24 protein-coding genes are annotated in these 23,167 nt (G+C 60.6%); 15 read left to right on the top strand and 9 right to left on the bottom strand.

The genetic code is table 11. The features are described from left to right. Window position 1: 1 nt before the first annotated feature. Window positions 2-853: a MurR/RpiR family transcriptional regulator gene (locus CCGE531_RS16300; protein WP_120665119.1), complete on the bottom strand. Its 852-nt coding sequence runs from the start codon at window positions 851-853 to the stop codon at window positions 2-4. 255 nt (window positions 854-1,108) lie between these two features. On the opposite strand from CCGE531_RS16300, the gene CCGE531_RS16295 reads away from it, so the two are divergent. Further along, window positions 1,109-1,831, top strand: a complete 723-nt coding sequence (locus CCGE531_RS16295; protein WP_120665118.1) for a sulfate transporter family protein — start codon at window positions 1,109-1,111, stop codon at window positions 1,829-1,831. A 98-nt stretch (window positions 1,832-1,929) separates the two neighbouring features. Here CCGE531_RS16295 and nth read toward each other — a convergent pair whose 3' ends face one another. Further along, window positions 1,930-2,709, bottom strand: coding sequence for an endonuclease III (gene nth, locus CCGE531_RS16290; protein WP_205586449.1), 780 nt, complete (start codon window positions 2,707-2,709; stop codon window positions 1,930-1,932). Window positions 2,710-2,731: 22 nt separating this feature from the next. On the opposite strand from nth, the gene CCGE531_RS16285 reads away from it, so the two are divergent. Both CCGE531_RS16285 and CCGE531_RS16280 read left to right on the top strand, forming a co-directional pair. Beyond that, entirely contained in the window at window positions 2,732-3,235 is a 504-nt protein-coding gene (locus CCGE531_RS16285; RefSeq protein ID WP_120665117.1) for a DUF2244 domain-containing protein, read from the top strand. Between the two features lie 112 nt (window positions 3,236-3,347). After that, window positions 3,348-4,220 carry a bifunctional helix-turn-helix domain-containing protein/methylated-DNA--[protein]-cysteine S-methyltransferase gene (locus tag CCGE531_RS16280; protein WP_120665116.1) on the top strand — a complete coding sequence of 291 codons (873 nt, stop codon included), beginning with the start codon at window positions 3,348-3,350 and terminating at the stop codon, window positions 4,218-4,220. 233 nt (window positions 4,221-4,453) lie between these two features. On the opposite strand, the gene CCGE531_RS16275 is transcribed toward CCGE531_RS16280, so the two are convergent. Next, window positions 4,454-5,443 carry a sugar-binding transcriptional regulator gene (locus CCGE531_RS16275; protein WP_120665115.1) on the bottom strand — a complete coding sequence of 330 codons (990 nt, stop codon included), beginning with the start codon at window positions 5,441-5,443 and terminating at the stop codon, window positions 4,454-4,456. A gap of 501 nt (window positions 5,444-5,944) precedes the next feature. On the opposite strand from CCGE531_RS16275, the gene tal reads away from it, so the two are divergent. Beyond that, the gene (gene tal, locus CCGE531_RS16270) at window positions 5,945-6,910 is read left to right on the top strand and encodes a transaldolase (RefSeq protein ID WP_120665114.1); all 966 of its coding nucleotides are present in this window, start codon (window positions 5,945-5,947) and stop codon (window positions 6,908-6,910) included. 339 nt (window positions 6,911-7,249) lie between these two features. On the opposite strand, the gene CCGE531_RS16265 is transcribed toward tal, so the two are convergent. The 4 genes from CCGE531_RS16265 to CCGE531_RS16250 all read right to left on the bottom strand — a co-directional run bounded on the left by CCGE531_RS16265 (window position 7,250) and on the right by CCGE531_RS16250 (window position 10,680). Beyond that, window positions 7,250-8,407 carry a CaiB/BaiF CoA-transferase family protein gene (locus CCGE531_RS16265; RefSeq protein WP_120665113.1) on the bottom strand — a complete coding sequence of 386 codons (1,158 nt, stop codon included), beginning with the start codon at window positions 8,405-8,407 and terminating at the stop codon, window positions 7,250-7,252. 1 nt (window position 8,408) lies between these two features. Continuing rightward, a complete protein-coding gene (locus CCGE531_RS16260; RefSeq protein WP_120665112.1) occupies window positions 8,409-8,954 on the bottom strand; it encodes a MaoC family dehydratase in 546 nt (181 codons plus the stop codon). 29 nt (window positions 8,955-8,983) lie between these two features. After that, the gene (locus tag CCGE531_RS16255; RefSeq protein WP_120665111.1) at window positions 8,984-9,820 is read right to left on the bottom strand and encodes an amidohydrolase; all 837 of its coding nucleotides are present in this window, start codon (window positions 9,818-9,820) and stop codon (window positions 8,984-8,986) included. 65 nt (window positions 9,821-9,885) lie between these two features. Next, complete coding sequence (locus CCGE531_RS16250; protein WP_120665110.1) at window positions 9,886-10,680, bottom strand: IclR family transcriptional regulator; 795 nt, start codon at window positions 10,678-10,680, stop codon at window positions 9,886-9,888. Window positions 10,681-10,861: 181 nt separating this feature from the next. On the opposite strand from CCGE531_RS16250, the gene CCGE531_RS16245 reads away from it, so the two are divergent. From CCGE531_RS16245 to CCGE531_RS16195, 11 genes are all read left to right on the top strand, one after another. After that, on the top strand, window positions 10,862-12,178 hold the full coding sequence (locus CCGE531_RS16245) for a sugar ABC transporter substrate-binding protein (RefSeq protein WP_120665109.1): 1,317 nt from the start codon (window positions 10,862-10,864) through the stop codon (window positions 12,176-12,178). Window positions 12,179-12,368: 190 nt separating this feature from the next. Continuing rightward, the gene (locus CCGE531_RS16240) at window positions 12,369-13,262 is read left to right on the top strand and encodes a sugar ABC transporter permease (RefSeq protein WP_120665108.1); all 894 of its coding nucleotides are present in this window, start codon (window positions 12,369-12,371) and stop codon (window positions 13,260-13,262) included. 2 nt (window positions 13,263-13,264) lie between these two features. Next, complete coding sequence (locus CCGE531_RS16235) at window positions 13,265-14,131, top strand: carbohydrate ABC transporter permease (protein WP_120665107.1); 867 nt, start codon at window positions 13,265-13,267, stop codon at window positions 14,129-14,131. Between the two features lie 5 nt (window positions 14,132-14,136). Then, on the top strand, window positions 14,137-15,234 hold the full coding sequence (gene ugpC, locus CCGE531_RS16230) for a sn-glycerol-3-phosphate ABC transporter ATP-binding protein UgpC (RefSeq protein ID WP_120665106.1): 1,098 nt from the start codon (window positions 14,137-14,139) through the stop codon (window positions 15,232-15,234). Between the two features lie 11 nt (window positions 15,235-15,245). Next, a complete protein-coding gene (locus CCGE531_RS16225) occupies window positions 15,246-16,358 on the top strand; it encodes a mandelate racemase/muconate lactonizing enzyme family protein (RefSeq protein ID WP_120665105.1) in 1,113 nt (370 codons plus the stop codon). A gap of 13 nt (window positions 16,359-16,371) precedes the next feature. Continuing rightward, window positions 16,372-16,701, top strand: coding sequence for an L-rhamnose mutarotase (locus CCGE531_RS16220; protein ID WP_120665104.1), 330 nt, complete (start codon window positions 16,372-16,374; stop codon window positions 16,699-16,701). A 173-nt stretch (window positions 16,702-16,874) separates the two neighbouring features. Next, window positions 16,875-17,948: a Gfo/Idh/MocA family oxidoreductase gene (locus tag CCGE531_RS16215; protein WP_120665103.1), complete on the top strand. Its 1,074-nt coding sequence runs from the start codon at window positions 16,875-16,877 to the stop codon at window positions 17,946-17,948. A 3-nt stretch (window positions 17,949-17,951) separates the two neighbouring features. After that, window positions 17,952-18,413: a MaoC/PaaZ C-terminal domain-containing protein gene (locus CCGE531_RS16210; protein ID WP_120665102.1), complete on the top strand. Its 462-nt coding sequence runs from the start codon at window positions 17,952-17,954 to the stop codon at window positions 18,411-18,413. Next, window positions 18,410-19,543, top strand: a complete 1,134-nt coding sequence (locus CCGE531_RS16205; protein WP_120665101.1) for an extracellular solute-binding protein — start codon at window positions 18,410-18,412, stop codon at window positions 19,541-19,543. The genes CCGE531_RS16210 and CCGE531_RS16205 overlap by 4 nt, the downstream gene beginning before the upstream one ends. Window positions 19,544-19,649: 106 nt before the next feature. Beyond that, complete coding sequence (locus tag CCGE531_RS16200; RefSeq protein WP_120665100.1) at window positions 19,650-20,381, top strand: SDR family oxidoreductase; 732 nt, start codon at window positions 19,650-19,652, stop codon at window positions 20,379-20,381. Between the two features lie 106 nt (window positions 20,382-20,487). Continuing rightward, on the top strand, window positions 20,488-21,162 hold the full coding sequence (locus tag CCGE531_RS16195; RefSeq protein WP_120665099.1) for a DUF1345 domain-containing protein: 675 nt from the start codon (window positions 20,488-20,490) through the stop codon (window positions 21,160-21,162). Window positions 21,163-21,195: 33 nt separating this feature from the next. Here CCGE531_RS16195 and CCGE531_RS16190 read toward each other — a convergent pair whose 3' ends face one another. Together CCGE531_RS16190 and CCGE531_RS16185 are read right to left on the bottom strand one after the other, a co-directional pair. After that, entirely contained in the window at window positions 21,196-21,369 is a 174-nt protein-coding gene (locus CCGE531_RS16190) for a DUF1328 domain-containing protein (RefSeq protein WP_015341190.1), read from the bottom strand. Window positions 21,370-21,735: 366 nt separating this feature from the next. Then, window positions 21,736-23,163 carry a gamma-aminobutyraldehyde dehydrogenase gene (locus tag CCGE531_RS16185; RefSeq protein WP_120665098.1) on the bottom strand — a complete coding sequence of 476 codons (1,428 nt, stop codon included), beginning with the start codon at window positions 23,161-23,163 and terminating at the stop codon, window positions 21,736-21,738. Window positions 23,164-23,167: the final 4 nt, after the last annotated feature.

Below are 23,167 nucleotides of genomic sequence, written 5' to 3'. Positions count from 1 at the left end.
CTTACCGGAGCGGCGCGTGGGCGAACATGCCCTGAAGTTCTTCTATGCGGCGAATTCTGGTTTCGGCTGTCTCGCCGGCGGCCTGAATGACGGTTACGGCCAGATATTCTAGCAGCGACATTATGGCCGCGAGGTTTTCGCGGCTATTGGCCCGCTGCGGCGGCAGTGACAGCGTGATGTTTGCGAATTCATGCGCCCATTCGGTAAATTGACCTGTTACCAGCAGCACCTTGCATCCGGACCGGCGCGCGGAGCGGGCCAGCAGGCGAGACGAAACGAAGCGCGGCGAATCGATGATGACAAACAGTCCGTCTTCGGACCGCTCGCCGAACAGTTCGATATAGCTGCCATTGGCTCCGTCGAGAAACAGGACCTGATCGCGGGCAAAGGTCAGGCGGTCGCAGAAGTGGCGCCCAATTCCCGCGAGGCTGGGATGGGCGGCGACGAAGACATTGCCAGCAGACAGGATGGTCGTGGCCGCCTCCCGCCACTGCGGCTGGCTGGCGAGGTTGTAGATATGCTGCAGCATTTCGACCTGTTCGGCGATCTGGGTCGCAAGCGGACGACCTTCGCTGGCGTCTTTCTGAAGCTGCTCGAGAATGTTAGGCAACGGTGACGTAAACGTGGGCGCATTTTCCTTGAGATGCACCTTGATCCCATCCAGACCATGATAACCGAGAGACCGCAGGAACCGTCCTACCGTCATCGGGCTCAGCTCCAGCCTGTCGGCGACCGAGGAAGCCGTTTCGAACGGTAGTTCATTCAGATGCTCTGAGAAATACTTAGCAATTCTTCGCTCGGCTGGCGTGCCGATCTTGATATATTGTCTAAGTTTCTGGCTAAGGTCTTCCAAATTTTTATGCCTCGTCGATGGTCTTTCCGATGTTCGGCTGCGCCATTTCCTGGTTCAATCGCTCATTCAAATCTAATCGAGCGGTCGGTCTTGTTTCGATTGTTGTTCTTAATGTGGCGAACAGAATATATTAGTGTAAAATATATTACAATAATTCAAATTTTTAATTGAACACATTCATATACCGACGCGAGATATTGATATCGGTGCAACCACGTCCTAGGTGTTCATCTGCCACCAAAAGAGGTCGACCGAATGATTATCCTTGCCGCACGTCTTTCCCTTACCAATCTCTTTGCGCCGGAGACGCGCAAGGTTTTCTGGAAGGTTCTGGGCCTGACTTTGCTGGCGCTGGTAGCACTCTGGTTTGCGCTGCGCGGCGTGTTCAACTCTTTCGTCCTGCCCTGGCTGCAAGGCTTCATGCCATCGACAGCGGACTGGACGAGCTGGCTTGCGCTCTTCCTTGCCATCTTTGCCGGCATTGTCCTGGCCCTGGCGATGGCGCTGTTGATCTCGCCGGTGACGGCATTGATCGCGGGCCTCTTTCTCGATGATGTCGCCGAGGTGGTGGAACGGCGCGACTATCCGGGCGATGCGCCCGGAACGGCGATGCCGATCGCCGCGGCGATGAAAAGCTCCGTACGGTTTCTCGGCGTCGTCATCGTCGGCAATATCGTGGCGCTGTTTCTGCTGTTCATTCCGGGCGTCAATCTCGTCGCCTTCTTCCTGGTGAACGGCTATCTGCTCGGTCGGGAGTTTTTCGAATTCGCCGCCATGCGCTTTCGCTCGCCGGACGAGGCGCGCAAGTTCCGCGTCAAGCACGCCTTCACAGTCTTCCTCGCCGGCCTGGTGATCGCGGCCTTTCTGGCGATCCCGTTTCTCAACCTGCTGACGCCGCTGTTTGCCGCGGGCATGATGGTGCATCTGCACAAGCTGATCTCGCATAAGGAGACGAGCGTGCGGCTAAGACAGGCCTAGAGCGGCTCAGCTTTTCACGGAATAGCTGAGCCGCTCTATCTCTTTGTTGTCTCGCGATTCCGGACGGAAAACCGCTACGCACTTTTCCTGGATTTGCTCTAGCCTGCCGCTTCCGCGCCGATGATCTGAGCCGGCAGTTCGACCAGAGGGGCGGGGATATCCCAGGTCTTTTCCGGCGAGCGACAGAGGTCGGCAATGACGCAGCGTTCGCATTCCGGTTTGCGCGCCTTGCAGCAATAGCGCCCGTGCAGGATCAGCCAATGATGCGCATGATAGAGATATTGATCGGGGATGATCTTCATCAGCCGCTGTTCGACTTCATCAGGCGTCTTGCCCGGCGCCAGCAGCAACCGGTTGGCGATGCGGAAGATGTGCGTGTCGACGGCCATCGTCGCTTGGCCGAAAGCCATGGACAGCACGACGTTCGCGGTTTTGCGGCCGACGCCCGGCAAGGTCATCAGCTCTTCGCGCGTTCGCGGCACTTCGCCGCCGAAATCCGTGATCAGCTTTTCAGACAGGGCGACGACGTTCTTCGCCTTGTTGCGGTAAAGGCCGATCGTCTTGATGTATTCGCGGATGCGCTCCTCGCCGAGATCGAGCATCTTTCGCGGGGTATCGGCGACGGCGAAGAGGGCGCGCGTCGCCTTGTTGACGCCGGCGTCGGTCGCCTGCGCCGATAGCGCCACGGCGACAACAAGCGTGAAGGGATTGACGTGCTCCAGCTCGCCCTTCGGCTCCGGCCGCTGGATGGAGAAGCGGCGGAAGATCTCTTCCAGGTCGGCCTTGGAATAGAGGCTCTTTCCGGTCGGCTTGCGGCCTGCGGTCGCATTTGACTTTTTCGCGGTTTGGGCGCTGGATCTGATCTTGGGATTTGCCATGAACGACCTATACTCAACTCCTATGACGGAACGCAACGCCGATACGGCGGCAGACGGCAACAGGCCGGTCTTCGCTGCCGAATTGTTCCCTCATCGCTCGCTGGGGCGAAAGGGGTTTAGGGTCATGCTGGCCTTGGCGGGCATCTTCTGTCTGGTCTACAGCGTCCTGTTCATCAGCCGTGGAGCCTGGCCGATCGGCATCTTCTTCGGCGGCGATCTCGTTCTGCTCTACGGCGCCTTCTGGCTGAATTACCGTTCGGGCCGCGTGCGGGAAGAAGTCACCGTGTCGCGCACCAATGTTTCCATCCGCAAGTTCTCGCCGACCGGGCGGATGGTGGAGCACGATTTCAACCCGTTCTGGACGCGCTTCCTCGTTCGCCGCCATCGCGAGATCGGGGTCGTGTCGATGCACGTCCGCGACAGGAGCCACGACACCGATGTCGGCTCCTTCCTCAATCCGGAGGATCGCGAGAGCTTCGCCAAGGCCTTCAAGCGAGCGCTGGCGACGGTCACGCAGAGAATATGAATTGATAGTTCGATATCCGCCGTATCACATTTTCGCAGAGAGGCCATTTGCGCAAGAAACGGGTGGTTTTAGCCCTCTTGCCATGGTTTTCTCCTTTCCAAGGAGAAAGATCATGAATGCGATTGCACAGCTGAAGAAAGACATCACCCCGGAAGGTCAGGACTACGAGACCGTGCGGGAGGTCATCGAGCTCATCACCGAGGAATATCGCGACCAGCCGTCGCTGGAGATGCTGGCCGAACGGCTCGGCCAGTCGCCGACCCAATTGCAGAAGACGTTCACGCGCTGGGCCGGGCTGTCGCCCAAGGCATTCCTTCAGGCCGTCACGCTGGATCACGCCAAGCGGCTTCTGCGCAAGGAGGATCTGCCGCTCCTGGAGACCTCCTTCGAGGTCGGCTTGTCCGGCCCCAGCCGTCTGCACGATCTTTTCGTCACGCATGAGGCTATGTCTCCGGGCGAATGGAAGGCCAGGGGCAGCGGCCTGGTGATGCGTTATGCGTTTCACATCTCCCCCTTCGGCCTCGCCCTGATCATGGTCACGGATCGCGGCCTTGCCGGCCTCGCCTTCAGCGATTCCGGCAATGAAAAGGCGTGCCTGGCAGACATGACCTGCCGCTGGCCGAATGCTGAGTTCATCGAGGATCCGCATGCGACCGCACCCTATGCGGCCCGCATCTTCGAGCGCTCGAACTGGTCGAGCGACGAGCCGCTGCGGGTCGTGCTGATCGGCTCGGATTTCCAGCTTCGCGTCTGGGAGAGCCTGTTGAAGATCCCGATGGGCCGCGCCGTGACCTATTCCGACATCGCCAGGGATATCGGCCAGCCGACGGCGATGCGAGCCGTCGGCGCGGCCGTCGGCCGCAACCCGATCTCCTTCGTCGTGCCGTGCCATCGCGCGCTCGGCAAGAACGGCCAGCTCACGGGTTATCACTGGGGGCTGACGCGCAAGCGCGCGATATTGGGATGGGAAGCGGGGGATGCTTGAGGGTTTGCGCGGTTTGCGCACGCTTGAAAAGCTACTCCGCTAATCACCCGCCCTCGTGGTTCGAGGCTTCAGTCCTGCGGACCTCCGCGCCTCACCATGAGGTCTGATCATTTGCGCCTGGCCGACAACTCTCTCCGCCTCATGGTGAGGTGCCCTGACGTCGAAGCCGCAGCGTAGGCGGCAGGGCCTCGAACCACGAGGCGGCCCCTCGGTCAGACCGGCAGGTCCATATTTCAAGCCGCCTTCGCCATAGCCATCTGCAGCAGTGCCTTGGCAGCACTTTCATCCGTGATCAGCGTGTTGCAGCCGATGCGCTTGATGGTGGCGCTGATCGCCTGGGCGCGATGGGCGCCGCCGGAGGAGATCACGATGTGCTTTGCCTTTTTCAGCGTATCGAGATCGACGGACATGACGCGCTTGTTGATAGGGTGATCGACGGAATTGCCCTCGGCGTCGAGGAAATTGAACATCGTGTCGCAGACACAGCCGGCCTCGATCAGCTCTTCCAGCTCGCGCTTCGAAATGAAGCCTTCCGACAGCGAAGTCGATTGCGGGCCGATGTCGCCGCAGCTGACAATGGCGAGGTCGAGGTTCTCCGCCAGCCTGTAGATTGCTTCGAGGCCGCATTTTTCGATGAGGTTGCGCTTGGTCTCGACGGAGTCGACAAGAAGCGGCGCCAGGAACATGTAGCATTCCGCGCCGAGCTGGCTCGCCAGGCGCCACGTATAGTCGATCGGATTGGTCTGGTGCACGGCGACGATGCCGCCGAGCAGGGAGACCACCTTGCAGTTGTCGCGGCGAGGAGGGCGGAAGCTTGCGAGCGAGGCCGTCATCGTTCGGCCCCAGCCGACGCCGATCGTATAATTGTCGGGAATGGCCTCCGTCAGGAACTGGCCGAGCGCCAGGCCGACGCTCTTTGCCTGGGCGCTCACATTGCCGCCGGCAGGCTCGGGAACCACGATCGCTTCGTCGAGCCCGTAGATGCGCTCGAGCTTGATCGCCAGCTCGACGCAGTCATCGATGCCTTCCGTGATCCAGATCTGCACTTCGGCGCGGCGCATCGCCTCGTCCAGCAAACGGATGACGGTGGTGCGGCTGATGCCGAGCTGTTCGGCAACGTCCTTCTGCGTCAGGCCCTGATTGTAATAGAGCCATGCGGCGCGAAGCCTCAGGGACGAGGTCTCCGAATAGGCGGTATGGGTTCCGCGTCTCAGTTTGGCCACAGGTCCTCCGGCGGGATTGTCGCATGCGCCGTTTAACGTCATGATCCGCTCAGGATGCGAATTATTGTTATGGCGGATGACAGGAGCAGGCGAGATCGGCTCTTCTGCTGCCGATATTCTATGACATGAAACTTATGTCAATCGAATTGCACAAATGTCCTTGACTTTTCCGTGCGAGATTGCTGATAGTCGGCGATGAGGAATTCGGTCTTGTCCAATCGAGGAGGACAATGTGCGAGTGCTGCTCCGAGCAAGTGCCAGACCGGACAGGGAGCCATATAGGGCGCCCGGTGCCGGCGAAAAGCCTGTTTTCGGAAGGTTGTCTCCTCATCGTTCGGCCGTTCACCGGAAATGGAACTTTCGCGCTTTTTATCCCGTTACAGAAACATAGGAGAAGGAAGGCTGCATCCCTGACGCCTTCAAGTCCGTCCGACGAAAAGACCGGATCTGCTGCCGGATATCTCCCATCCAAATGGGCCTCATTCAACAAGGATACCTGTTATGACTTCCAAGCTTGATCAACTCCGCGCCATGACGACGGTCGTGGCCGATACCGGCGATATCGAGGCAGTCGCTCGCCTGAAGCCGGTGGATTGCACCACCAACCCGACCATCGTGCTGAAGGCGCTCGGCACGCCGATGTTCGCCGATGCGATCAAGGAAGCCGTTTCCTGGGGCAAGAAGCAGGGCGGAGCGCCGGAAGCCGTCGCCGCCGCCGTTGCCGACCGTCTGGCGATTTCCGTCGGTGCCGCGCTCTCCGGCCTCGTCCCGGGCCGTGTTTCGACCGAAGTCGACGCCGATCTGTCCTTCAATACCGAAGCGTCGCTGGCTAAGGCCCGCGCGATCATCGCTTCCTACAAGGAGCGCGGCATCGAGCGCGACCGCATCCTGATCAAGCTTGCTTCCACGTGGGAAGGCATCCGTGCCGCCGAAGTGCTGCAGAAGGAAGGCATCGACTGCAATCTGACGCTGCTCTTCAGCAAGGCCCAGGCCATCGCCTGCGCCGACGCCAAGGCATTCCTGATCTCGCCCTTCGTCGGCCGCATCCTCGACTGGTACAAGAAGTCGACCGGCAAGGACTACACGGCCGAGGAAGATCCGGGCGTCGTCTCGGTTCGCGACATCTACCACTACTACAAGGCCAACGACATCAAGACGATCGTCATGGGCGCCTCCTTCCGCAACGTCGGCGAAATCGAAGCGCTGGCCGGTTGCGACCGCCTGACGATCAGCCCGAACCTGCTCGACGAGCTTTCCAAGGACGAAGGCAAGCTGGAGCGCAAGCTCTCGCCGGAGAACAAGGGCCCCGCCGGCAAGATCGCCGTCGACGAAAAGACGTTCCGCTGGATGATGAACGAAGACGCAATGGCGACCGAAAAGCTCTCCGAAGGCATCCGCGCCTTCGCAAAGGACCTGATCGCACTGCGCACCATGGTCAGCAAGGAACTGCAGCTCGCTGCCGCTTAAGGCGAGGTTGCTTCTCTCCCCGGAGAGGAGCATTCGAGTTGAGGGGGGTGCCGCAGCGATGCGGTGCCTCTTTTATATTTTAAACGATAGGGCGAACCTGCCGCACCCGCGATACCCCCCTCTGTCACTGTCGTGACATCTCCCCCACAAGGGGGAGATCGTTGGGAGTTTGACGCTCGCTCCCTTCAAACAGACAAACTGCAATTTCAACAGATTGGATGTTCGTTTGAGGCGAATGGGTGCCGCGAGTTACCAATCTCCCCCCTTGTGGGGGAGATGTCACGACAGTGACAGAGGGGGGTATCTCGGGCTCGGTAGATGGCAGGCTTGGGGAAAATCTTACAGAATAAACTCCGCCCTGACCTTATCCGACTGACCACCGATCGTCGGCGCCGCTAACCCATTCTTGGCTCGGACGCCATTGACCCGGATCGGGCTTGCCGTCGTGCGCACGGAGGTGCCGTCGTCACGTGTCACCGTCTGCAGCATGTCGAGCTGGCGAAAGGCGGCGCTTTGCAGCAGCTTCGGCCAATCCAGCACTTCCGCCGCCCAGATATCGGCCAGCTCCAGGATGGCGAGCCATTGCTGAGCCGTCTTTTCCTGCAGGCGGCTCGCGATCCCGCTCTTGATCTCGTCGCGAAACAGAAAGGCATCATCAGGCGTGTAGTCGGCAAGCGCGGGCAGATCGAGCAGTGGTGCGAGCTTCGCCAGCGGCATCATCGCCAGCGCCAGCCAGCCATCGGCGCAGCGATAGACGCCGTAGGGGGCAGCGAGATAGGCGTGGGCATTGCGCACGGCGGATTTCTTGGGCAGGCGACCGCCGTCGTTCAGATGGGTGGTCAGCACTTCGAACTGGAAATCGACCATCGCTTCCAGCAGGCTCGTTTCCACATGCACGCCACGTCCGGTCACGCCGCGCCGCACGAGGCCGGCAAGGATTGCCTGAACGAGGAGGTTGCCGGCCAGTATGTCGGCGACGGCGAGCCCGAAAGGCACAGGCCCGTCATCGGCCTCGCCGTTCAGCCACATGGCGCCGGAGCGCGCCTGGGCCAGCAGATCCTGTCCGGGCAAGTGGCGCCATTCATTGTCGGGGCCGTATCCGGTGATGCTGCCATAGACGATGCGGGGATTGATCGCGGCAACGGAGGCATAGTCGAGACCAAGCCTTTCTATGACGCCGGGGCGGAAGTTCTGGATCACGACGTCGGCCTTGGCGATCAGCGCACGCAGTTCCTGAAGGTCGTCTTTGTCCTTCATGTTGACGGCAAAGCTCTCCTTGCCGCGGTTGATGGCATGAAACAGCGTGGAATCGCCGCCGATCTCGGTGTCGCTGAGATAGAGCCGGCGGCAGAGATCGCCGCCATCGGGCCGCTCGATCTTGATGATGCGGGCGCCGAGATCGCCGAGCCGCAAAGCGGCCATCGGGCCGGCAAGAAACTGGCTCATATCCAGCACGATAATGCCGGATAGCAGGCCTTCTTCGTGGTCGTTGTCCATGTCAGGCTTTCAGCGGCGGCGCGTCCGCCGGCCGGCCGTTCTTGTAGCGCACCGTTTGGATATGCTCGCAATAGAGCACCAGTTCGCCTTCGCCCTTGAAGACTTCGTAGGAAGAGCGGATCAGGCCAAGCTCGGCATATTTCGGCTGCTTATCCAGGTTGGTGCGGATGGTGTAAATCGTCTCGCCGATGAAGGTGGGCTTGATGAAGCGCAGTCTGTCGTAGCCATAGGAAAAGGCGTTGACGCAGTTGGTGGCGACGAGCCCGAGACCGGCGGAAAAGACGAAGGCGCCGGCGACAAGCCGCTTGCCGAACAGGCCCTCTGTTTCGGCGAAGATCTGGTCGCTGACGTAAGGATGCATGTCGAGCACCAGCGCGTTGAACTGCTGGGACTCGCCTTCGGAGATCGTGCGGCGCAGCGAGCGGATCTTGTGGCCGACCTCGAAATCCTCGTAGAACCAGTTTTCCGCATTCCAGACGGGAATTTCAGCGTGATCGGCCGGCATGGTTTTCGGATGGGTGCTGGATACGCCGACAGTGGCGGTCATGGCATTGTCTTTCGATGGAACCTCCGGCCTCAGAGAGACCAGAGGCGCTTTGCATTGAGCTGGTAGAGGCCGTTGCGTTCGTCTGTGCTTACGCCCTGCATCAGCGCGTGGGTGGCGGCGACCCAGGTGGAGAGGTTGCCGCCGAGCGTGCAGACCGGCCAGTCGCTGCCCCAGATGACACGATCCCAACCGAAGCTTGCGATGCAATGTTCGACGAAAGGACGCAGGGTTTCCGGCGACCAATTATCGGGATCGGCATAGGCGACAACGCCTGATATCTTCACGGTGACATTCGGCCGCTTCGCGACTTCGGTAATCCCGGCCGACCAGCTTTCGCTCAATCCATCCTTCACCGCGGGCACGCCGCAATGGTCGAGTATGAACCGGACGTTCGGGTTGAGGTCGATCAGCGCGATCGCCTTCGAAATCTGATGCGGCAGCACGCAAAGATCGAAGGTGAGCCGCGTGCCGCTGAGCCGCTTCAGGTTCTCGCGGAAGAGGGCGCCCTCGGAGACATTATCAGGCACCACATGCAGCACACGGCGGAAACCTTTGACGAAAGGATCGGCGAGCGCGCGTTCGAGATAGGCGGGAAAGTCAGCGCTTTCGGGGCGGCAGGCGGCGATGGCGCCGCGCAGCAGGCTGCCGGGCTCACGGCTCAGACCTTTGACGTAATCGGTTTCCCGCTCGATATCCTCTTCGGAGACATCGACTTCCATGTGAAGCGTATCGGTGATCCCGAGGCGCTTGGCCTCGCGCGCATAGTCCTCGTAGAGGCTGTCGCGATTGAGCGCACCCGCCCCGGCCAGCCAGGGATAAGCGAGCTTTTTCCGATCCACGATGTGCAAATGACTGTCGAAAAGCATGGTATTCCCTCCCATACCGCTTGCTCAGTATATACTCACATAAGAATAGTTTATTCAAATAAAAATTATAGCTCGGCGTTGTCGACCGTGCCGGCCACGGTTTCGGAGATCTCCTTTGCCGCTTCCCGCACATATTCGATGACTTGATCGTAACTCGGCGCCTTGGAGTTGACCGGCTCGATATAGGGGCAGGTGAGAGCGGCAAGCCCATTGCCGTCCATGGCCAGAACCGGCGCCGATATATTGCGCACGCCACTCGTCTGCAGGCTGTCCATGGTTTCGAAGCCCTTTTCGCGGATTGCCCGCAGCTTCTCCTCCAGATCCGCAGGCGGTTCTTCGGCCTCCTGATCCTGCTGGCGCCTCTGCTCGTTGATCATCATCCGGCGCTGCTTTTCATCCCGGAACGCCAGGAGAATATGCCCGGAGCCGGTATTGTAGAGATTGATCTGCGCGCCGACGCGGATGGAGATGCCCCAATAGGTTGGCGAATCCTGCTGGGCGATGACGACCACCGAGCCGCGGTCGTAGATCGCCAGATGGCAGGCCTGCTCGGCACGATTGGAGAATTCACGCATCAGCGGCGTTGCGAAGGAAACGAGGCGGCGCACCGGCGCATGATAATGCGCCAGGCCGAAGAGCTTCAATGTCAGATAGAAGCGATCGCCATCCTGCCGCTGCACATAGCCACGCCGCACAAGGCGATCGAGCATGCGATAGAATTCGTTGGGGCTCTTGTTGAGCGCCTTGGCGATTTCCGCCTGCGTCAGGCCACCATCGATCCTTGCCAGCAATTCCAGAATATCGAGCCCCTTGTCCAAGGCCGGCGCGCGATAGCGATCACTATCGTCTTCTACACTCATCAACAAATCCCCCCATGCGACGAAACATGATTCATCATTCATATATGAATGAAGGCATTTTACAAGCGCGCGATCGCGGCTTGACGGCCAATGAATAAGATGTTTACTTATAAATCATTGATCCATATTTGGGTCGGGAGAACAATCGGACAAGGGGTCCGGTCTATTGGGAGGAACTTCGATGAGGAATTGGAAGGCCGGTCTCGCTGCCGGCATGATGGCATTGCTTGCGGGTACCTCGGTCTTCGCCGCCGATCTGCCGGGCAAATTTTCGGGCGTGACGATCGATGCCAAGCTCATCGGCGGTCAGCAATATGAGCCGCTTTATGCGCGCATCGCCGAGTGGGAGAAGGAGACGGGCGCCAAGGTCAACATTCTCTCCAAGAAGAACCACTTCGAGCTCGACAAGGAAATCAAGTCCGATATGGCATCGGGCAGCATCTCCTGGTGCGTCGGCTCGAACCATTCGTCCTTCGCGCCGCAGTATCCCGACCTTTACACCGATCTCTCGAAGCTTCTGCCCAAGGAAGAAATCGGCCAGTTCGTCGATTCGACCGTTCAGGCCTCGACCATCGACGGCCGCCTGATCATGCTGCCGCGCGCCCAGTTCGACGTCTCGGCGCTCTACTATCAGAAGAGCCTCTATAAGGACGACGCCAAGAAGACGGCCTTCAAGGCGAAGTACGGCTATGATCTGGCGCCACCGAAGACCTGGAAGGAAGTGTCCGACCAGGCGATCTTCTTTGCCAATCCGCCGAACTTCTTCGGCACGCAGTTTCCCGGCAAGGAAGAGGCCATCAACGGCCGCTTCTACGAGATGCTGGTCGCGGAAGGCGGCGAATATCTCGGCAAGGACGGCAAGCCTGCCTTCAACTCCGAAGCCGGCGTGCGTGCGCTCGACTGGTTCGTCAACATGTACAAGGCGAAAGCCGTTCCGGTCGGTACGACCAACTATCTGTGGGACGATCTCGGCGCCGGTTTTGCGTCCGGTTCGGTCGCGCTCGATCTCGACTGGCCGGGCTGGGCGACCTATTTCAACGACCCGAAGTCGTCGAAAGTCGCGGGCAATGTCGGCGTCGTCGTGCAGCCCGTCGGCTCGTCGGGCAAGCACACCGGCTGGTCCGGCCATCACGGCTTCTCGGTGACAGAATCCTGCGCTCACAAGGATGCCGCCGCTTCGCTCGTCTGGTTCCTGACCAACGACGATTCGCAGAAGCTCGAAGCCGCCAACGGCACGCTGCCGACCCGCAAGGCTGTCTGGGACTGGGATATCCAGCAGGCCGCTTCCGATCCTTACAAGAAGGAAGTGCTGAGCACCTTCCAGGAAGCCATGAAATATGCCTTCCCGGTTCCGCGCACGCCGCAATGGATCGAAATTTCCAACGTCGTCTATCCCGAGCTTCAGGCCGCCATCCTCGGCGACAAGAGCTCCAAGGAAGCGCTCGATGCTGCTGCACAGAAGGCAACCGATGTCCTGAAGGATGCCGGCGCGCTCTGAGCGATGCAATCGAAATCCCGCGCGCTCAGGGTGCGCGGGATTTCCCGCAATCCGACTTCGGGAATGGCTTTCGATCGGCACCGTGAGGGGCCGGTTTGTGCCGCCGGCTTCGTACCGGCTTCTCGGTCCCAGGCAATTCATTCCACGCAGTCCGGGCCACGCTGCCGAGGAATGCCGACAGGTGCAAACCATGCTCAAAAGAATATCTCCACCGGTCCTGCTTCTTCTCCCGGCGATCATCGTCCTTGTGGCGGTGGTTCTCTTTCCGCTGCTTCTCTCCTTCTATTCCAGCTTCACGCCGTTTCGCCTGACGCGGCCGGCCACGCTCTTCACCTTCATCGGCCTGCGCAATTACATCCGCATCCTTAGCGATCCGGTATTTCTCGCGGCCTTCGTGCGCACCGTGGTGCTGCTGACGATCGCGCTCAATCTGGAAATGCTGCTCGGCCTGGGATTGGCCCTGTTGGTCAACAAGGCGACCCATGGCAAGCGCGTGCTGCGCACGCTGATGATGTTTCCGATGATGTTCTCGCCTGTTCTCGTCGGCTTCCAGTTCAAATTCATGTTCAACGACAATGTCGGCATCATCAACAATGCCCTGCAATCCCTGGGCATGACCGAAGCGGCCATTCCCTGGCTGATCGACGGCAATCTGGCGCTGCTCTCCATCGTGATTGCCGAAGTCTGGTCTTCGACCTCTGTCTTCGCAATCCTCATCCTTGCCGGGCTGCTCGCCATGCCGCAGGAGCCGGTCGAGGCCGCCAAAGTGGACGGCTGCACCAGCTGGCAGACGTTCCGTTACGTCACCTGGCCGTTCCTGATGCCCTTTGCCTTCATCGCCATGACGATCCGCTCGCTGGATGTCGCGCGTGCCTACGACATCGTCAAGATCATGACGGATGGCGGGCCGGCGCGGCGCACGGAGCTGATCTGGACGCTGGTCGGGCGCACCGCCTATGCCGATGCGCAGATGGGTCTCGCCAATGCCATGGCCTATGTCTCGATCATCCTTTCGATCGTCTTCACCGTCTATTTCTTCCGTAAGCTGGCGCTTGCCCGCACCCAGATCGGAGCGGAGTGGTAATCATGGATCGCAACGCTCAACAACGCCTGCAGCGCCGCCTCTGGAACATCGCCTATCTCATCGGCCTTTTCCTCGCGATGCTCGTCATATGCCTGCCCGGCTTCTGGATCGTCCTTAGCTCGCTGCGCCCGACCGTGGAAATCATGGCGAAGCCGGCGATCTGGATCCCGCAGGAGCTTTCGCTGGAAGCCTATCGCTCGATGTTCAGCGGCGTGGGGCAGGGCGGCATTCCCGTCTGGGATTATTTCCGCAATTCGCTTGTTATCTCCGTCACCTCGACCGCCATCGCACTGGTGATCGGCATGTCCGGCGGCTATGCCTTCGCCCGCTTCCGTTTCTCGGGCAAATCGGCCGTGTTCCTCGGGCTGATGCTGACGCGCTCCGTGCCCGGCGTCGCTCTGTCTCTGCCGCTCTTCATGGTCTATGCGCGGCTCGGTATCATCGACACGCATTTCGGCCTGATCCTCACCTATGTCGCGCTGAACGTGCCCTTCACCATCTGGCTGATCGACGGTTTCTTCCGGCAGGTGCCGAAGGATCTCGCCGAAGCCGCCCAGATCGACGGCTGCACGCGCTGGCAGGCTTTCTGGCAGGTGGAATTCCCGCTTGCCGGCCCCGGCATCGCATCCGCCGGCATCTTCGCCTTCCTCACCTGCTGGAACGAATATGCACTGGCCTCGCAGCTGACGCGCTCCGTCAATTCCAAGACGCTGCCTGTGGGCTTGCTCGACTATACGGCCGAGTTCACCATCGACTGGCGCGGCATGTGCGCACTCGCGGTCGTGATGATCATTCCGGCGCTCGCTCTCACTTTCATCATTCAGAAGCATCTGGTGTCGGGTCTGACATTCGGTGCGGTCAAAGGTTGATCTCCATGGCTCAGGTTTCCCTCAAAAAACTCGTCAAGCGCTATGGCGCGCTGGAAATCGTCCACGGGATCGATCTCGACATCGCGGACAAGGAGTTCATCGCGCTCGTCGGCCCGTCCGGCTGCGGCAAGTCGACGACGCTGCGCATGATCGCCGGCCTGGAGGATGTTTCCGATGGCACGATCGAGATCGGCAATACGGTCGTCAACGACCTGCCGCCGCGCGATCGCAACATCTCCATGGTGTTCCAGTCCTATGCGCTCTATCCGCATATGACGGTGCGCGAGAACATGGGCTTCTCGCTGAAGATCGCCAAGCAGCCGCAGGCCGAGATCGACAAGCGCGTCAACGAGGCGGCCGCCATTCTCAGCCTGGATGCCCTGATGGATCGCCGCCCGGCACAGCTTTCCGGCGGCCAGCGCCAGCGCGTCGCCATGGGCCGCGCCATCGTGCGCCAGCCGGAAGTCTTCCTCTTCGATGAACCGCTGTCGAACCTCGACGCCAAGCTGCGCACGCAGATGCGCACCGAGATCAAGAAGCTGCATGCCAAGGTGCAGTCGACGGTGGTTTACGTTACGCACGACCAGGTCGAGGCCATGACGCTGGCGGACCGCATCGTCATCATGCGCGACGGCTATATCGAGCAGGTCGGCACGCCGGACGAGGTGTTCAAGCGGCCGGCCACGCGATTCGTCGCCGGCTTCATCGGCTCGCCGCCGATGAATATCGAGGAGGCGACGCTGAACGCAGGCGAACTCGTCTTCAAGAATGGCGACCGGCTGCCGCAGCCGGGCCAGTTTGCCGGTAAGGTCAGGGAAGGCGAGAAGGTCGCCTTCGGCCTCAGGCCCGACGATATCTTCCCGACGGGACATGGCCTGCATTCCGGCGTGGAATCGGCTGTCTATGAACTGACCTTGCCCGTCGCCATCACCGAGCCGCTCGGCAATGAGACGCTCGTCTTCGTCGAATTCGCCGGACGCGAATGGGTGACGCGCATGCTCAATCCGCGCTCATTGAAGAGCGGCGAACAGCTGAAGATGAGCTTCGATCTCAGTCAGGCGCACCTCTTCTCCGTTGAAACCGGCAAGAGCCTGGCAAGCTGAGGAGCCGACCCATGGCACGTATCGAAAAAATTGAGCTACGCATGGTCGACCTGCCGCCGAAGGTGAAGCGGACGGATGCGATCCAGAGCTTCGTCAGCCAGGAGACGCCGATCGTCACCATCACCGATAGCGACGGCGCCGTCGGCACCGGCTACAGCTATACGATTGGCACCGGCGGTTCCTCCGTCATGCGGCTGCTGTCGGACCATCTTGTGCCACTGCTGATCGGCGAGGATGCCGATCGCATCGAGGCGATCTGGCACAAAATGGAATTCGCCACGCATGCGACGACGATCGGCGCCATCACGGCGCTGGCGCTCGCCGCCGTCGATACGGCGCTTTGGGACTTGCGGGCGAAGAAGCAGGCTCTGCCGCTGTGGAAGCTCGCCGGCGGCGCCAGGGATCGTTGCCCGCTTTACACGACTGAGGGCGGCTGGCTGCATATCGAGAAGGAGGCCTTGGTCGAAGACGCCTTGCAGGCGAAGGCCAAGGGCTTTTCCGGCTCCAAGGTGAAGATCGGCAAGCCGCATGGCTCCGAGGATTACGACCGGCTCTCGGCCATGCGCCTGGCGCTCGGCTCCGGCTTCGAGATCATGACCGACTGCAATCAGGGCTTTACCGTCGATGAGGCGATCCGCCGGGCGGCACGCTTGAAGGAGTTGGACCTTGCCTGGATCGAGGAGCCGCTGCCATCAGACGATCTCGACGGCCATATCCGGCTGACCCGCTCGACGCCGACGCCGATTGCGGTCGGGGAATCCATGTATTCGATCCGGCATTTCCGCGAATATATGCAGAAGGGCGCCTGCTCGATCGTGCAGGTGGACGTTGCCCGCATCGGCGGTATCACGCCTTGGCTGAAAGTGGCGCATGCGGCGGAAGCTTTCGACATTCCCGTCTGCCCGCACTTCCTGATGGAGCTGCATGTCAGCCTCACCTGCGCCGTGCCGAACGGCAAGTATGTCGAATATATCCCGCAGCTCGATGATCTCACCACCAAGGGCATGGAGATCGTCGACGGCATGGCCTTGGCTCCTTCAGAGCCTGGCATCGGCATCGCCTGGGACTGGGAGGCGGTGAAGGCGCGCTCGATCGGCGAATTCACCCGGGAAATCCACGGCTGAGGAGGAACTGGCCATGCAGCGGATGGGAATGGTGATCGGCCTGGAGCCGGCCAAAGTCGCGGAATACAAGGCGCTCCACGCGGCCGTCTGGCCCGAGATCCTGGCGCTGATCTCCGAATGCAACGTCACCAACTATTCGATCTTCCTGAAGGAGCCGGAAAACCTGCTCTTCGGCTATTGGGAATATGTCGGCACGGATTTCGAGGCCGATATGGCAAAGATGGCCGCCAGCCCGAAAAACCAGGAATGGTGGTCGGTGTGTATACCTTGCCAGAAGCCGTTCGAGACCCGGAAGGAGGGCGAGTGGTGGGCCATGATGGAAGGGGTGTTTCACCTTGATTAGGGACTGGAATGGAACGGACCGCGAAGCGGTCACCTCCCCCTTGAGGGGGGAGGTCGCGCGAAGCGCGCGGGTGGGGGTGACGCTGCGGGCGCACATGTCTGTTTTCCTTGCACGAGGAGAGATCACCCCGCCCCGAACCTTCGGTCCGACCCCCCGCTCAAGGGGAGGGTGAGATGACCTTCGACCCCCAATCCCTTCGCCAATGGTGGCCGAAGCCGTCGAATCCCCGGCCGATCGTGATTTTCGGAGCGGGCAGTATCGTCGGCGACGCGCATCTGCCGGCCTATAAGCAAGCCGGTTTTCCGGTCGCAGGTCTCTATGATCCGAATGCCGAAAAGGTAGCAGCGTTGGCCGCTCAATGGGGCATTCGAGCCTTTGGGTCCGAAGCCGAGGCGCTTGCCGTCGAGGGCGCGATCTTCGATCTGGCGACGCCGCCTTCCGCTCATGCCACGATCCTTGCGAAATTGCCTCGCGGCTCCCTAGCGCTGATCCAGAAGCCGATGGGCAGCGATCTCGCCGGCGCCTCCGAAATTCTGCGGGTCTGCCGCGAGCGGGACATCAAGGCGGCCGTCAATTTCCAGCTGCGCTTTGCGCCGATGATGCTGGCGCTCCATGATGCGGTTGACAAGGGCTATCTCGGCGAGGTCGTCGATTTCGATGCCTGGCTGGCACTCGCCACCCCTTGGGGGCTATGGCCTTTCCTGAAAGGCCTGCCGCGGATCGAGATCGCCATGCACTCGATCCACTATCTCGATTTCATTCGCGGATTGCTCGGCAATCCTCAGGGGATCCACGCCAAGACTATCGGCCATCCCAACCATGATGTCGCGCAGACGCGCACCGCGGCGATCCTCGATTATGGCGACAAGGTCCGCTGCGTGCTTTCGGTCAATCATGACCACGATTTCGGCCGCAAGTTCCAGGCCTGCGAGTTTCGCATTTCCGGCACCAAGGGCGCGGCCTACGTCAAGCTCGGCGTGAATCTCGACTATCCGCGCGGCGAGCCGGACGAACTGTGGATACGCCCCGCCGGCGGCAGCGATTGGATCGAGGTCAAGCTGGAGGGTGCCTGGTTCCCCGACGCTTTCGTCAATCGCATGGCAAACCTGCAGCGCTTCGCATCCGGCGAGGACCAGGAGCTGGTCGGCTCCGTCGAGGATGCATGGCAAACCATGGCGCTTGTCGAGGCCGCTTATCAATCGAGCGCCGCGCCGGCGACGCCGATTGCAGAACTTCCAAAGGCTTGAGGAATGGCAGAACAAACCATCTATTTCGAAGACTATGAACTCGGCCATGTCCGAGTGACCACGGGACGGACGATCACCGAGACCGATTTCGTCGTCCATGCCGGCCACACCGGCGATTTCTTCCCGCATCACATGGATGCGGAATTTGCCAAGACCTTGCCCGGCGGCCAGCGCATCGCCCATGGCACGATGATCTTTGCGATCGGCGTCGGGCTGACGGCCTCGCTCATCAATCCCGTCGCCTTTTCCTATGGCTACGACCGGCTCCGCTTCGTCCGTCCGGTGCATATCGGTGACACGATCCACACCCGCGTCACCATTTCGGCGAAAGAGGATGATCCGAAGCGTCCGGCGGCCGGTCGCGTCGTCGAGCGTTGTGAGGTGCTGAACCAGCGCGACGAAGTCGTGCTCGCCGCCGATCACATTCTGGTCGTCGAGCGCAAACCAGGCGCGGAGAAGGCATGATGGTGAAGCTGAAGGGAATGACTTGGTCGCATCCGCGCGGCTATGATCCGATGATCGCCTGCTCGAAGCAGTGGCAGGAAAAGACCGGCGTCGCGATCAGCTGGGAAAAGCGCTCGCTGCAGGATTTCGAGACCTTTCCGGTGGAGGAACTTGCCGCCCAATACGATCTCATCGTCATCGATCATCCGCATGTCGGGCAGATCACGCGCGAGAACTGCCTGCTGCCGCTCGATGATGCCGCCCATGCGGATGAAATCGCCGCGATCGCAGCCGGCACCGTCGGGCGCTCCTATCCGAGCTACAACTGGCAGGGCCGCCAGTGGGCCTTTCCGCTCGATGCGGCAACGCAGGTGCAGGCATACCGGCCCGACCGCCTGAACGCGCCGGTCAAGGATCTCGCCGAGTTCGTGACGCTCGCCAAGGAAGGCAGGGCGATCCTGCCGATGCGGCCGCCGCATTCGCTGATGACCTTCATCTCGCTGGCGGCGCACCTCGGCACGCCCTGCAGCATCGAAGGCCCGGATTTCATCGCGAAAGCCGATGGTGAAGCCGTGCTCGACTGGATGGCGCGGCTCGTCTCCGGCATGGATATCAGCTGCTACGAGATGGACCCGATCGCGGTGTTCGATCTGATGGGCCAGACGGACAGTCCCTATGTGGCGACGCCCTTCATTTACGGTTACGTCAATTATTCCTTTGCCGGTTTCAGGCCGGCACGCATCGCCTTCGCGGATATGCCCGTCATCGACGGCCGCCCGCCGAATGGCTCGGCGCTGGGCGGTACGGGGATTGCCGTATCGGCACGCACGCAGGCCCCGGAAGAGGCGAAGGCCTTCGCGCGCTGGATCGCCGGCGGCCCCGTGCAATCAGGGATCTATGCTGGTAGCAACGGTCAGCCGGGCCATGCCGACGCCTGGGTCAGTGATGCGGTCAATGCGCCGGCGCTCGATTTTTACCGCAATACGCGCGCGACGCTGGAGGGCGCGTATGTGCGGCCGCGGCACGACGGCTACATGGCGTTTCAAAGCGACGCATCCGAGGTGATTAGCGATGGACTGCGAACGGGCGAGCGGCATACAGTCCTCATCGATAAGCTGAACCGCCGCTTCGCGCAGTCCTTCGAAGCTTAGCGAGAGGCTGCGCCAACTGATTGTTATTGCATGATCTTGTCTGAGGCGCCGGCTACGCGGCCGGCGGAATGGATGAGATCATAGTCCCGAGGAAAGGATCAGGATTATGGGTCACGGGTTGGAAGGCAAGAAGGTCGTCATCACGGCGGCGGGGCAGGGCATCGGCCGGGCAACGGCTGAGCGCTTCATCTCGCTTGGCGCGCATGTCTACGCCACCGACATCAACGAGCAAACGCTCTCGACGCTGGAGGGTGCCAGCAAGCATGTTCTGAACGTGCTCGACGGCGCCGCCGTCAAGGCTTTCTCGGAAGAGGTCGGCCCGATCGACGTGCTCTTCAACTGCGCCGGTTTCGTGCATTCCGGCACGATCCTTGACTGCGAGGAAAAGGACTGGGATTTCTCCTTCAACCTCAATGCCAAGGCGATGTACACGACCTGCCGCACCTTCCTGCCGGGCATGTTGGAGAAGGGCAAGGGCTCGATCGTCAACATGGCCTCGGTCGCTTCCAGCGTGAAGGGCGTGCCCAACCGTTTCGCCTATTGTGCCTCCAAGGCTGCCGTCATCGGGCTGACCAAATCGATCGCCGCCGATTTCGTTTCCAAGGGCATCCGCGCTAACGCCATTTGCCCGGGTACCGTCGACAGCCCGTCGCTGCATGAGCGGCTGCGGGCGACCGGCGATTACGACAAGGCGATGAAGGATTTCATTGCCCGTCAGCCGATGGGCCGTATCGCGACCGCAGAGGAGATCGCCGCCCTGGTGACCTATCTGGCCGGCGACGAGGCGGGCTTCACGACAGGCCAGACCCACGTCATCGACGGCGGCTGGACAGGCTGAGGCTTCATTTCCACCATCGGAGGCTTCGTGTTGCGAGGCCTCCTTTTATTTGCCACTCTCGTTTGCGAATCGGTTTGTAACGGCGATTTGCGATCAGGAGAGCGGCATGGATGCGAACGGACTTTTGCATCGTTCCAGAGGTCTCGTGCTGTGGCGCAAGCACCATGTCATCCTGATTTCCGTGCTTGCCGGTATTGCCGTCTTCCTGCTTCTGACATCGCGTGCTTTCAATGCCGGCAACCTGCTGATCGCCTGGGATACGACCGCCGTCGTCTTCATTGCCTACAGCCTCTATCGGATGCTGACGGCCAATGCGCTTCGCATCCGCGAGCGCTCGGCCGACCTCGATTTTTCGGATGGCTTGCTGCTGTTCCTATCGATCGCGGCGGCGATCGCCAGCGTCGGCGGCATTGCGCTCGATCTCATCGGCATCAAGGATGCATCGCCCGAAGTTGCCTTCTTCCGCGTGATGACGGCAATCGTGACCATCCTGATTTCATGGACATTCCTGCACACCCTGTTCACGATCCATTATGCGCATAAATTTCATAGCAATCCGGGCAAGGGAGAAGGGCTCAAATTCGCCGAGCCGGTGGAGGAGCCGATCTATTGGGATTTCCTCTATTTCTCCTTCACCATCGGCGTTGCCGCGCAGACGGCCGATATCGGCGTTTCCACGGTCGGCATGCGTAAGCTGGTGCTTCTGCATGCCATTCTGTCATTCCTGTTCAACACGACCATCCTGGCGCTTGCCATAAACGTCGGGGCGAGCCTGATCTAGGCCCGCCCCCTTCGACAGTCGTGGCTTGTATGGTCAGACGACGGCGTTGCCGGCCATGACGGCCAGGATAAGGAACACCAGGAAGATGATCAGGAAGATGGCGAAGAGAACGCGCGCAATGGTTGCGGTTGCCGCCGATACTCCGGAAAAGCCAAAAAAGCCGCTGATCAGCGAAATCACAAAGAAAATGAGAGCCCATTTCAGCATTAGCAATCTCCTCTGCGTTGTATTCCTTAAAGACGCGGAAGGAGGGTGAATTGTTCCGAAGGTGTTTTGGTTATGGAAGTATCGTGGCTTTGGCAGGTGCCTGGGAGTCTGTGGGGAGTGCGGGACCCCCCTCTGTCACTGTCGTGACATCTCCCCCACAAGGGGGGGAGATTGGTAATGCGCAGCGACCTCTCGCATCCAAACCAACATTGCGTCTGTTGAATTCGAGGCTCATTGTTTTTTACAGAGCAGGCGACATGCTCCCAACGATCTCCCCCCCTTGTGGGGGAGATGTCACGACAGTGACAGAGGGGGGTACAGTGGTACGGCAAACATAGAGGGTGTTTGTTTTACCCCCAACCCCTCTCACCCATGATTGATCATCACATGCCGGACGGCCGTATAATCTTCGATAGCGTAGACTGACATATCCTTGCCATAACCGGACTGCTTCAGGCCGCCATGCGGCATCTCGTTGACCAGCATAAAATGGGTGTTGATCCAGGTGCAGCCATATTGCAGCCGTGCGGCGGTCTGCATGCCGCGGCTGATATCCTTGGTCCAGACCGAGGAGGCGAGGCCGTAGTCGCTGTCATTGGCCCAGGTAACAGCATCGTCGGCATTGGTGAAGCGCGTCACCGAGACGACAGGGCCGAAGACCTCGCGGCGGACGATCTCGTCATCCTGTGTGGCGCCGGCAACGATGGTCGGCGCATAGAAGAAGCCGCGTTCGCCGGAGATCCTGCCGCCGGTGGTGATTTCCATGTGCTTGTGCTCGGCGGCGCGGGTCACGAAGCTTTCAACGCGATCGCGCTGGCGCTTGGAGATCAGCGGCCCGATCTCGTTCTCCGTGTCGTCGGCCAGGTTGAACTTGATGCTTGATACGGCGGAGGTCAGGTCGGCTACGAAATTGTCGTAAACCTTCGCGTCGGCATAGATGCGGCAGGCGGCGGTGCAGTCCTGGCCGGCATTGTAATAGCCGAAGGTGCGGATGCCGGCGACGACGGCGTCGATATCGGCGTCGTCGAAGATGATGACGGGAGCCTTGCCACCGAGTTCCAGATGCGTGCGCTTCACGGTCTTGGCGGCTGCCTGCAGCACTTTCTTGCCAGTGGCGACATCGCCGGTGATGGAGACCATGCTGATCTTGGCATGGTTGATCAGCGCATTGCCGACGCTTTCGCCGCGGCCGAGGATGACGTTGACGACGCCCTCGGGAAGGATATCCGCCAGCAGCTTTGCCATCTTCAGCGCCGTCAGCGGTGTCTGCTCGGAGGGCTTGAAGACAACGGTGTTGCCGCCGGCAATGGCCGGCGCCAGTTTCCAGGCCATCATCATCAGCGGATAGTTCCACGGTGCGATCGAGCCGACGATGCCGATCGGATCGCGGCGGATCATCGAGGTATGGCCGGGCAGATATTCGCCGGCGACCGGGCCATGCAGATTGCGCACCGCGCCGGCGAAGAAGCGGTAGCAGTCAACGATCGCCGGAATTTCGTCATTGAGCACGGCGTTGATCGGTTTGCCGCAGTTCAGCGCCTCGAGCGTTGCAAAACCTTCGGCATCCCGCTCGATGGCGTCGGCGATCTTGAGGAGATAGGCCGAGCGCTGGCTCGGTGTCGTCTGCGACCAGCTCGTGAAAGCCTTTTCGGCGGCGTCGACGGCGGCATCGATCTGGCCGAGCGACGCCTCAGGCAGGTTGAGCACCGTCTCGCCCGTCTTCGGGTTCAGCACGCGTTCTTCCGTTTCCGTGCCGGCTTCGAAGCGGGAGCCGATCAGCATCTGGGTATCCATATTT

It is taken from the genome of Rhizobium sp. CCGE531 (genome assembly GCF_003627795.1).
Classification (GTDB): Bacteria; Pseudomonadota; Alphaproteobacteria; order Rhizobiales; family Rhizobiaceae; genus Rhizobium.
Note: the sequence above shows the minus strand (reverse complement) of the source record. Positions and strands in the feature narration are given on the sequence as shown.

Bases quoted from the DNA above. Each gene is read 5' to 3' on its own strand.
- tal (WP_120665114.1), top strand. From the start codon at position 5,945: ATGACTTCCAAGCTTGATCAACTCCGCGCCATGACGACGGTCGTGGCC.
- CCGE531_RS16280 (WP_120665116.1), top strand. From the start codon at position 3,348: ATGAATGCGATTGCACAGCTGAAGAAAGACATCACCCCGGAAGGTCAG.
- CCGE531_RS16235 (WP_120665107.1), top strand. From the start codon at position 13,265: ATGGATCGCAACGCTCAACAACGCCTGCAGCGCCGCCTCTGGAACATC.
- ugpC (WP_120665106.1), top strand. From the start codon at position 14,137: ATGGCTCAGGTTTCCCTCAAAAAACTCGTCAAGCGCTATGGCGCGCTG.
- CCGE531_RS16245 (WP_120665109.1), top strand. From the start codon at position 10,862: ATGAGGAATTGGAAGGCCGGTCTCGCTGCCGGCATGATGGCATTGCTT.
- CCGE531_RS16240 (WP_120665108.1), top strand. From the start codon at position 12,369: ATGCTCAAAAGAATATCTCCACCGGTCCTGCTTCTTCTCCCGGCGATC.
- CCGE531_RS16205 (WP_120665101.1), top strand. From the start codon at position 18,410: ATGATGGTGAAGCTGAAGGGAATGACTTGGTCGCATCCGCGCGGCTAT.
- nth (WP_205586449.1), bottom strand. From the start codon at position 2,709: ATGGCAAATCCCAAGATCAGATCCAGCGCCCAAACCGCGAAAAAGTCA.
- CCGE531_RS16260 (WP_120665112.1), bottom strand. From the start codon at position 8,954: ATGACCGCCACTGTCGGCGTATCCAGCACCCATCCGAAAACCATGCCG.
- CCGE531_RS16255 (WP_120665111.1), bottom strand. From the start codon at position 9,820: ATGCTTTTCGACAGTCATTTGCACATCGTGGATCGGAAAAAGCTCGCT.
- CCGE531_RS16200 (WP_120665100.1), top strand. From the start codon at position 19,650: ATGGGTCACGGGTTGGAAGGCAAGAAGGTCGTCATCACGGCGGCGGGG.
- CCGE531_RS16285 (WP_120665117.1), top strand. From the start codon at position 2,732: ATGACGGAACGCAACGCCGATACGGCGGCAGACGGCAACAGGCCGGTC.
- CCGE531_RS16190 (WP_015341190.1), bottom strand. From the start codon at position 21,369: ATGCTGAAATGGGCTCTCATTTTCTTTGTGATTTCGCTGATCAGCGGC.
- CCGE531_RS16195 (WP_120665099.1), top strand. From the start codon at position 20,488: ATGGATGCGAACGGACTTTTGCATCGTTCCAGAGGTCTCGTGCTGTGG.
- CCGE531_RS16185 (WP_120665098.1), bottom strand. From the start codon at position 23,163: ATGGATACCCAGATGCTGATCGGCTCCCGCTTCGAAGCCGGCACGGAA.
- CCGE531_RS16295 (WP_120665118.1), top strand. From the start codon at position 1,109: ATGATTATCCTTGCCGCACGTCTTTCCCTTACCAATCTCTTTGCGCCG.
- CCGE531_RS16210 (WP_120665102.1), top strand. From the start codon at position 17,952: ATGGCAGAACAAACCATCTATTTCGAAGACTATGAACTCGGCCATGTC.
- CCGE531_RS16220 (WP_120665104.1), top strand. From the start codon at position 16,372: ATGCAGCGGATGGGAATGGTGATCGGCCTGGAGCCGGCCAAAGTCGCG.
- CCGE531_RS16225 (WP_120665105.1), top strand. From the start codon at position 15,246: ATGGCACGTATCGAAAAAATTGAGCTACGCATGGTCGACCTGCCGCCG.
- CCGE531_RS16250 (WP_120665110.1), bottom strand. From the start codon at position 10,680: ATGAGTGTAGAAGACGATAGTGATCGCTATCGCGCGCCGGCCTTGGAC.
- CCGE531_RS16215 (WP_120665103.1), top strand. From the start codon at position 16,875: ATGACCTTCGACCCCCAATCCCTTCGCCAATGGTGGCCGAAGCCGTCG.
- CCGE531_RS16265 (WP_120665113.1), bottom strand. From the start codon at position 8,407: ATGGACAACGACCACGAAGAAGGCCTGCTATCCGGCATTATCGTGCTG.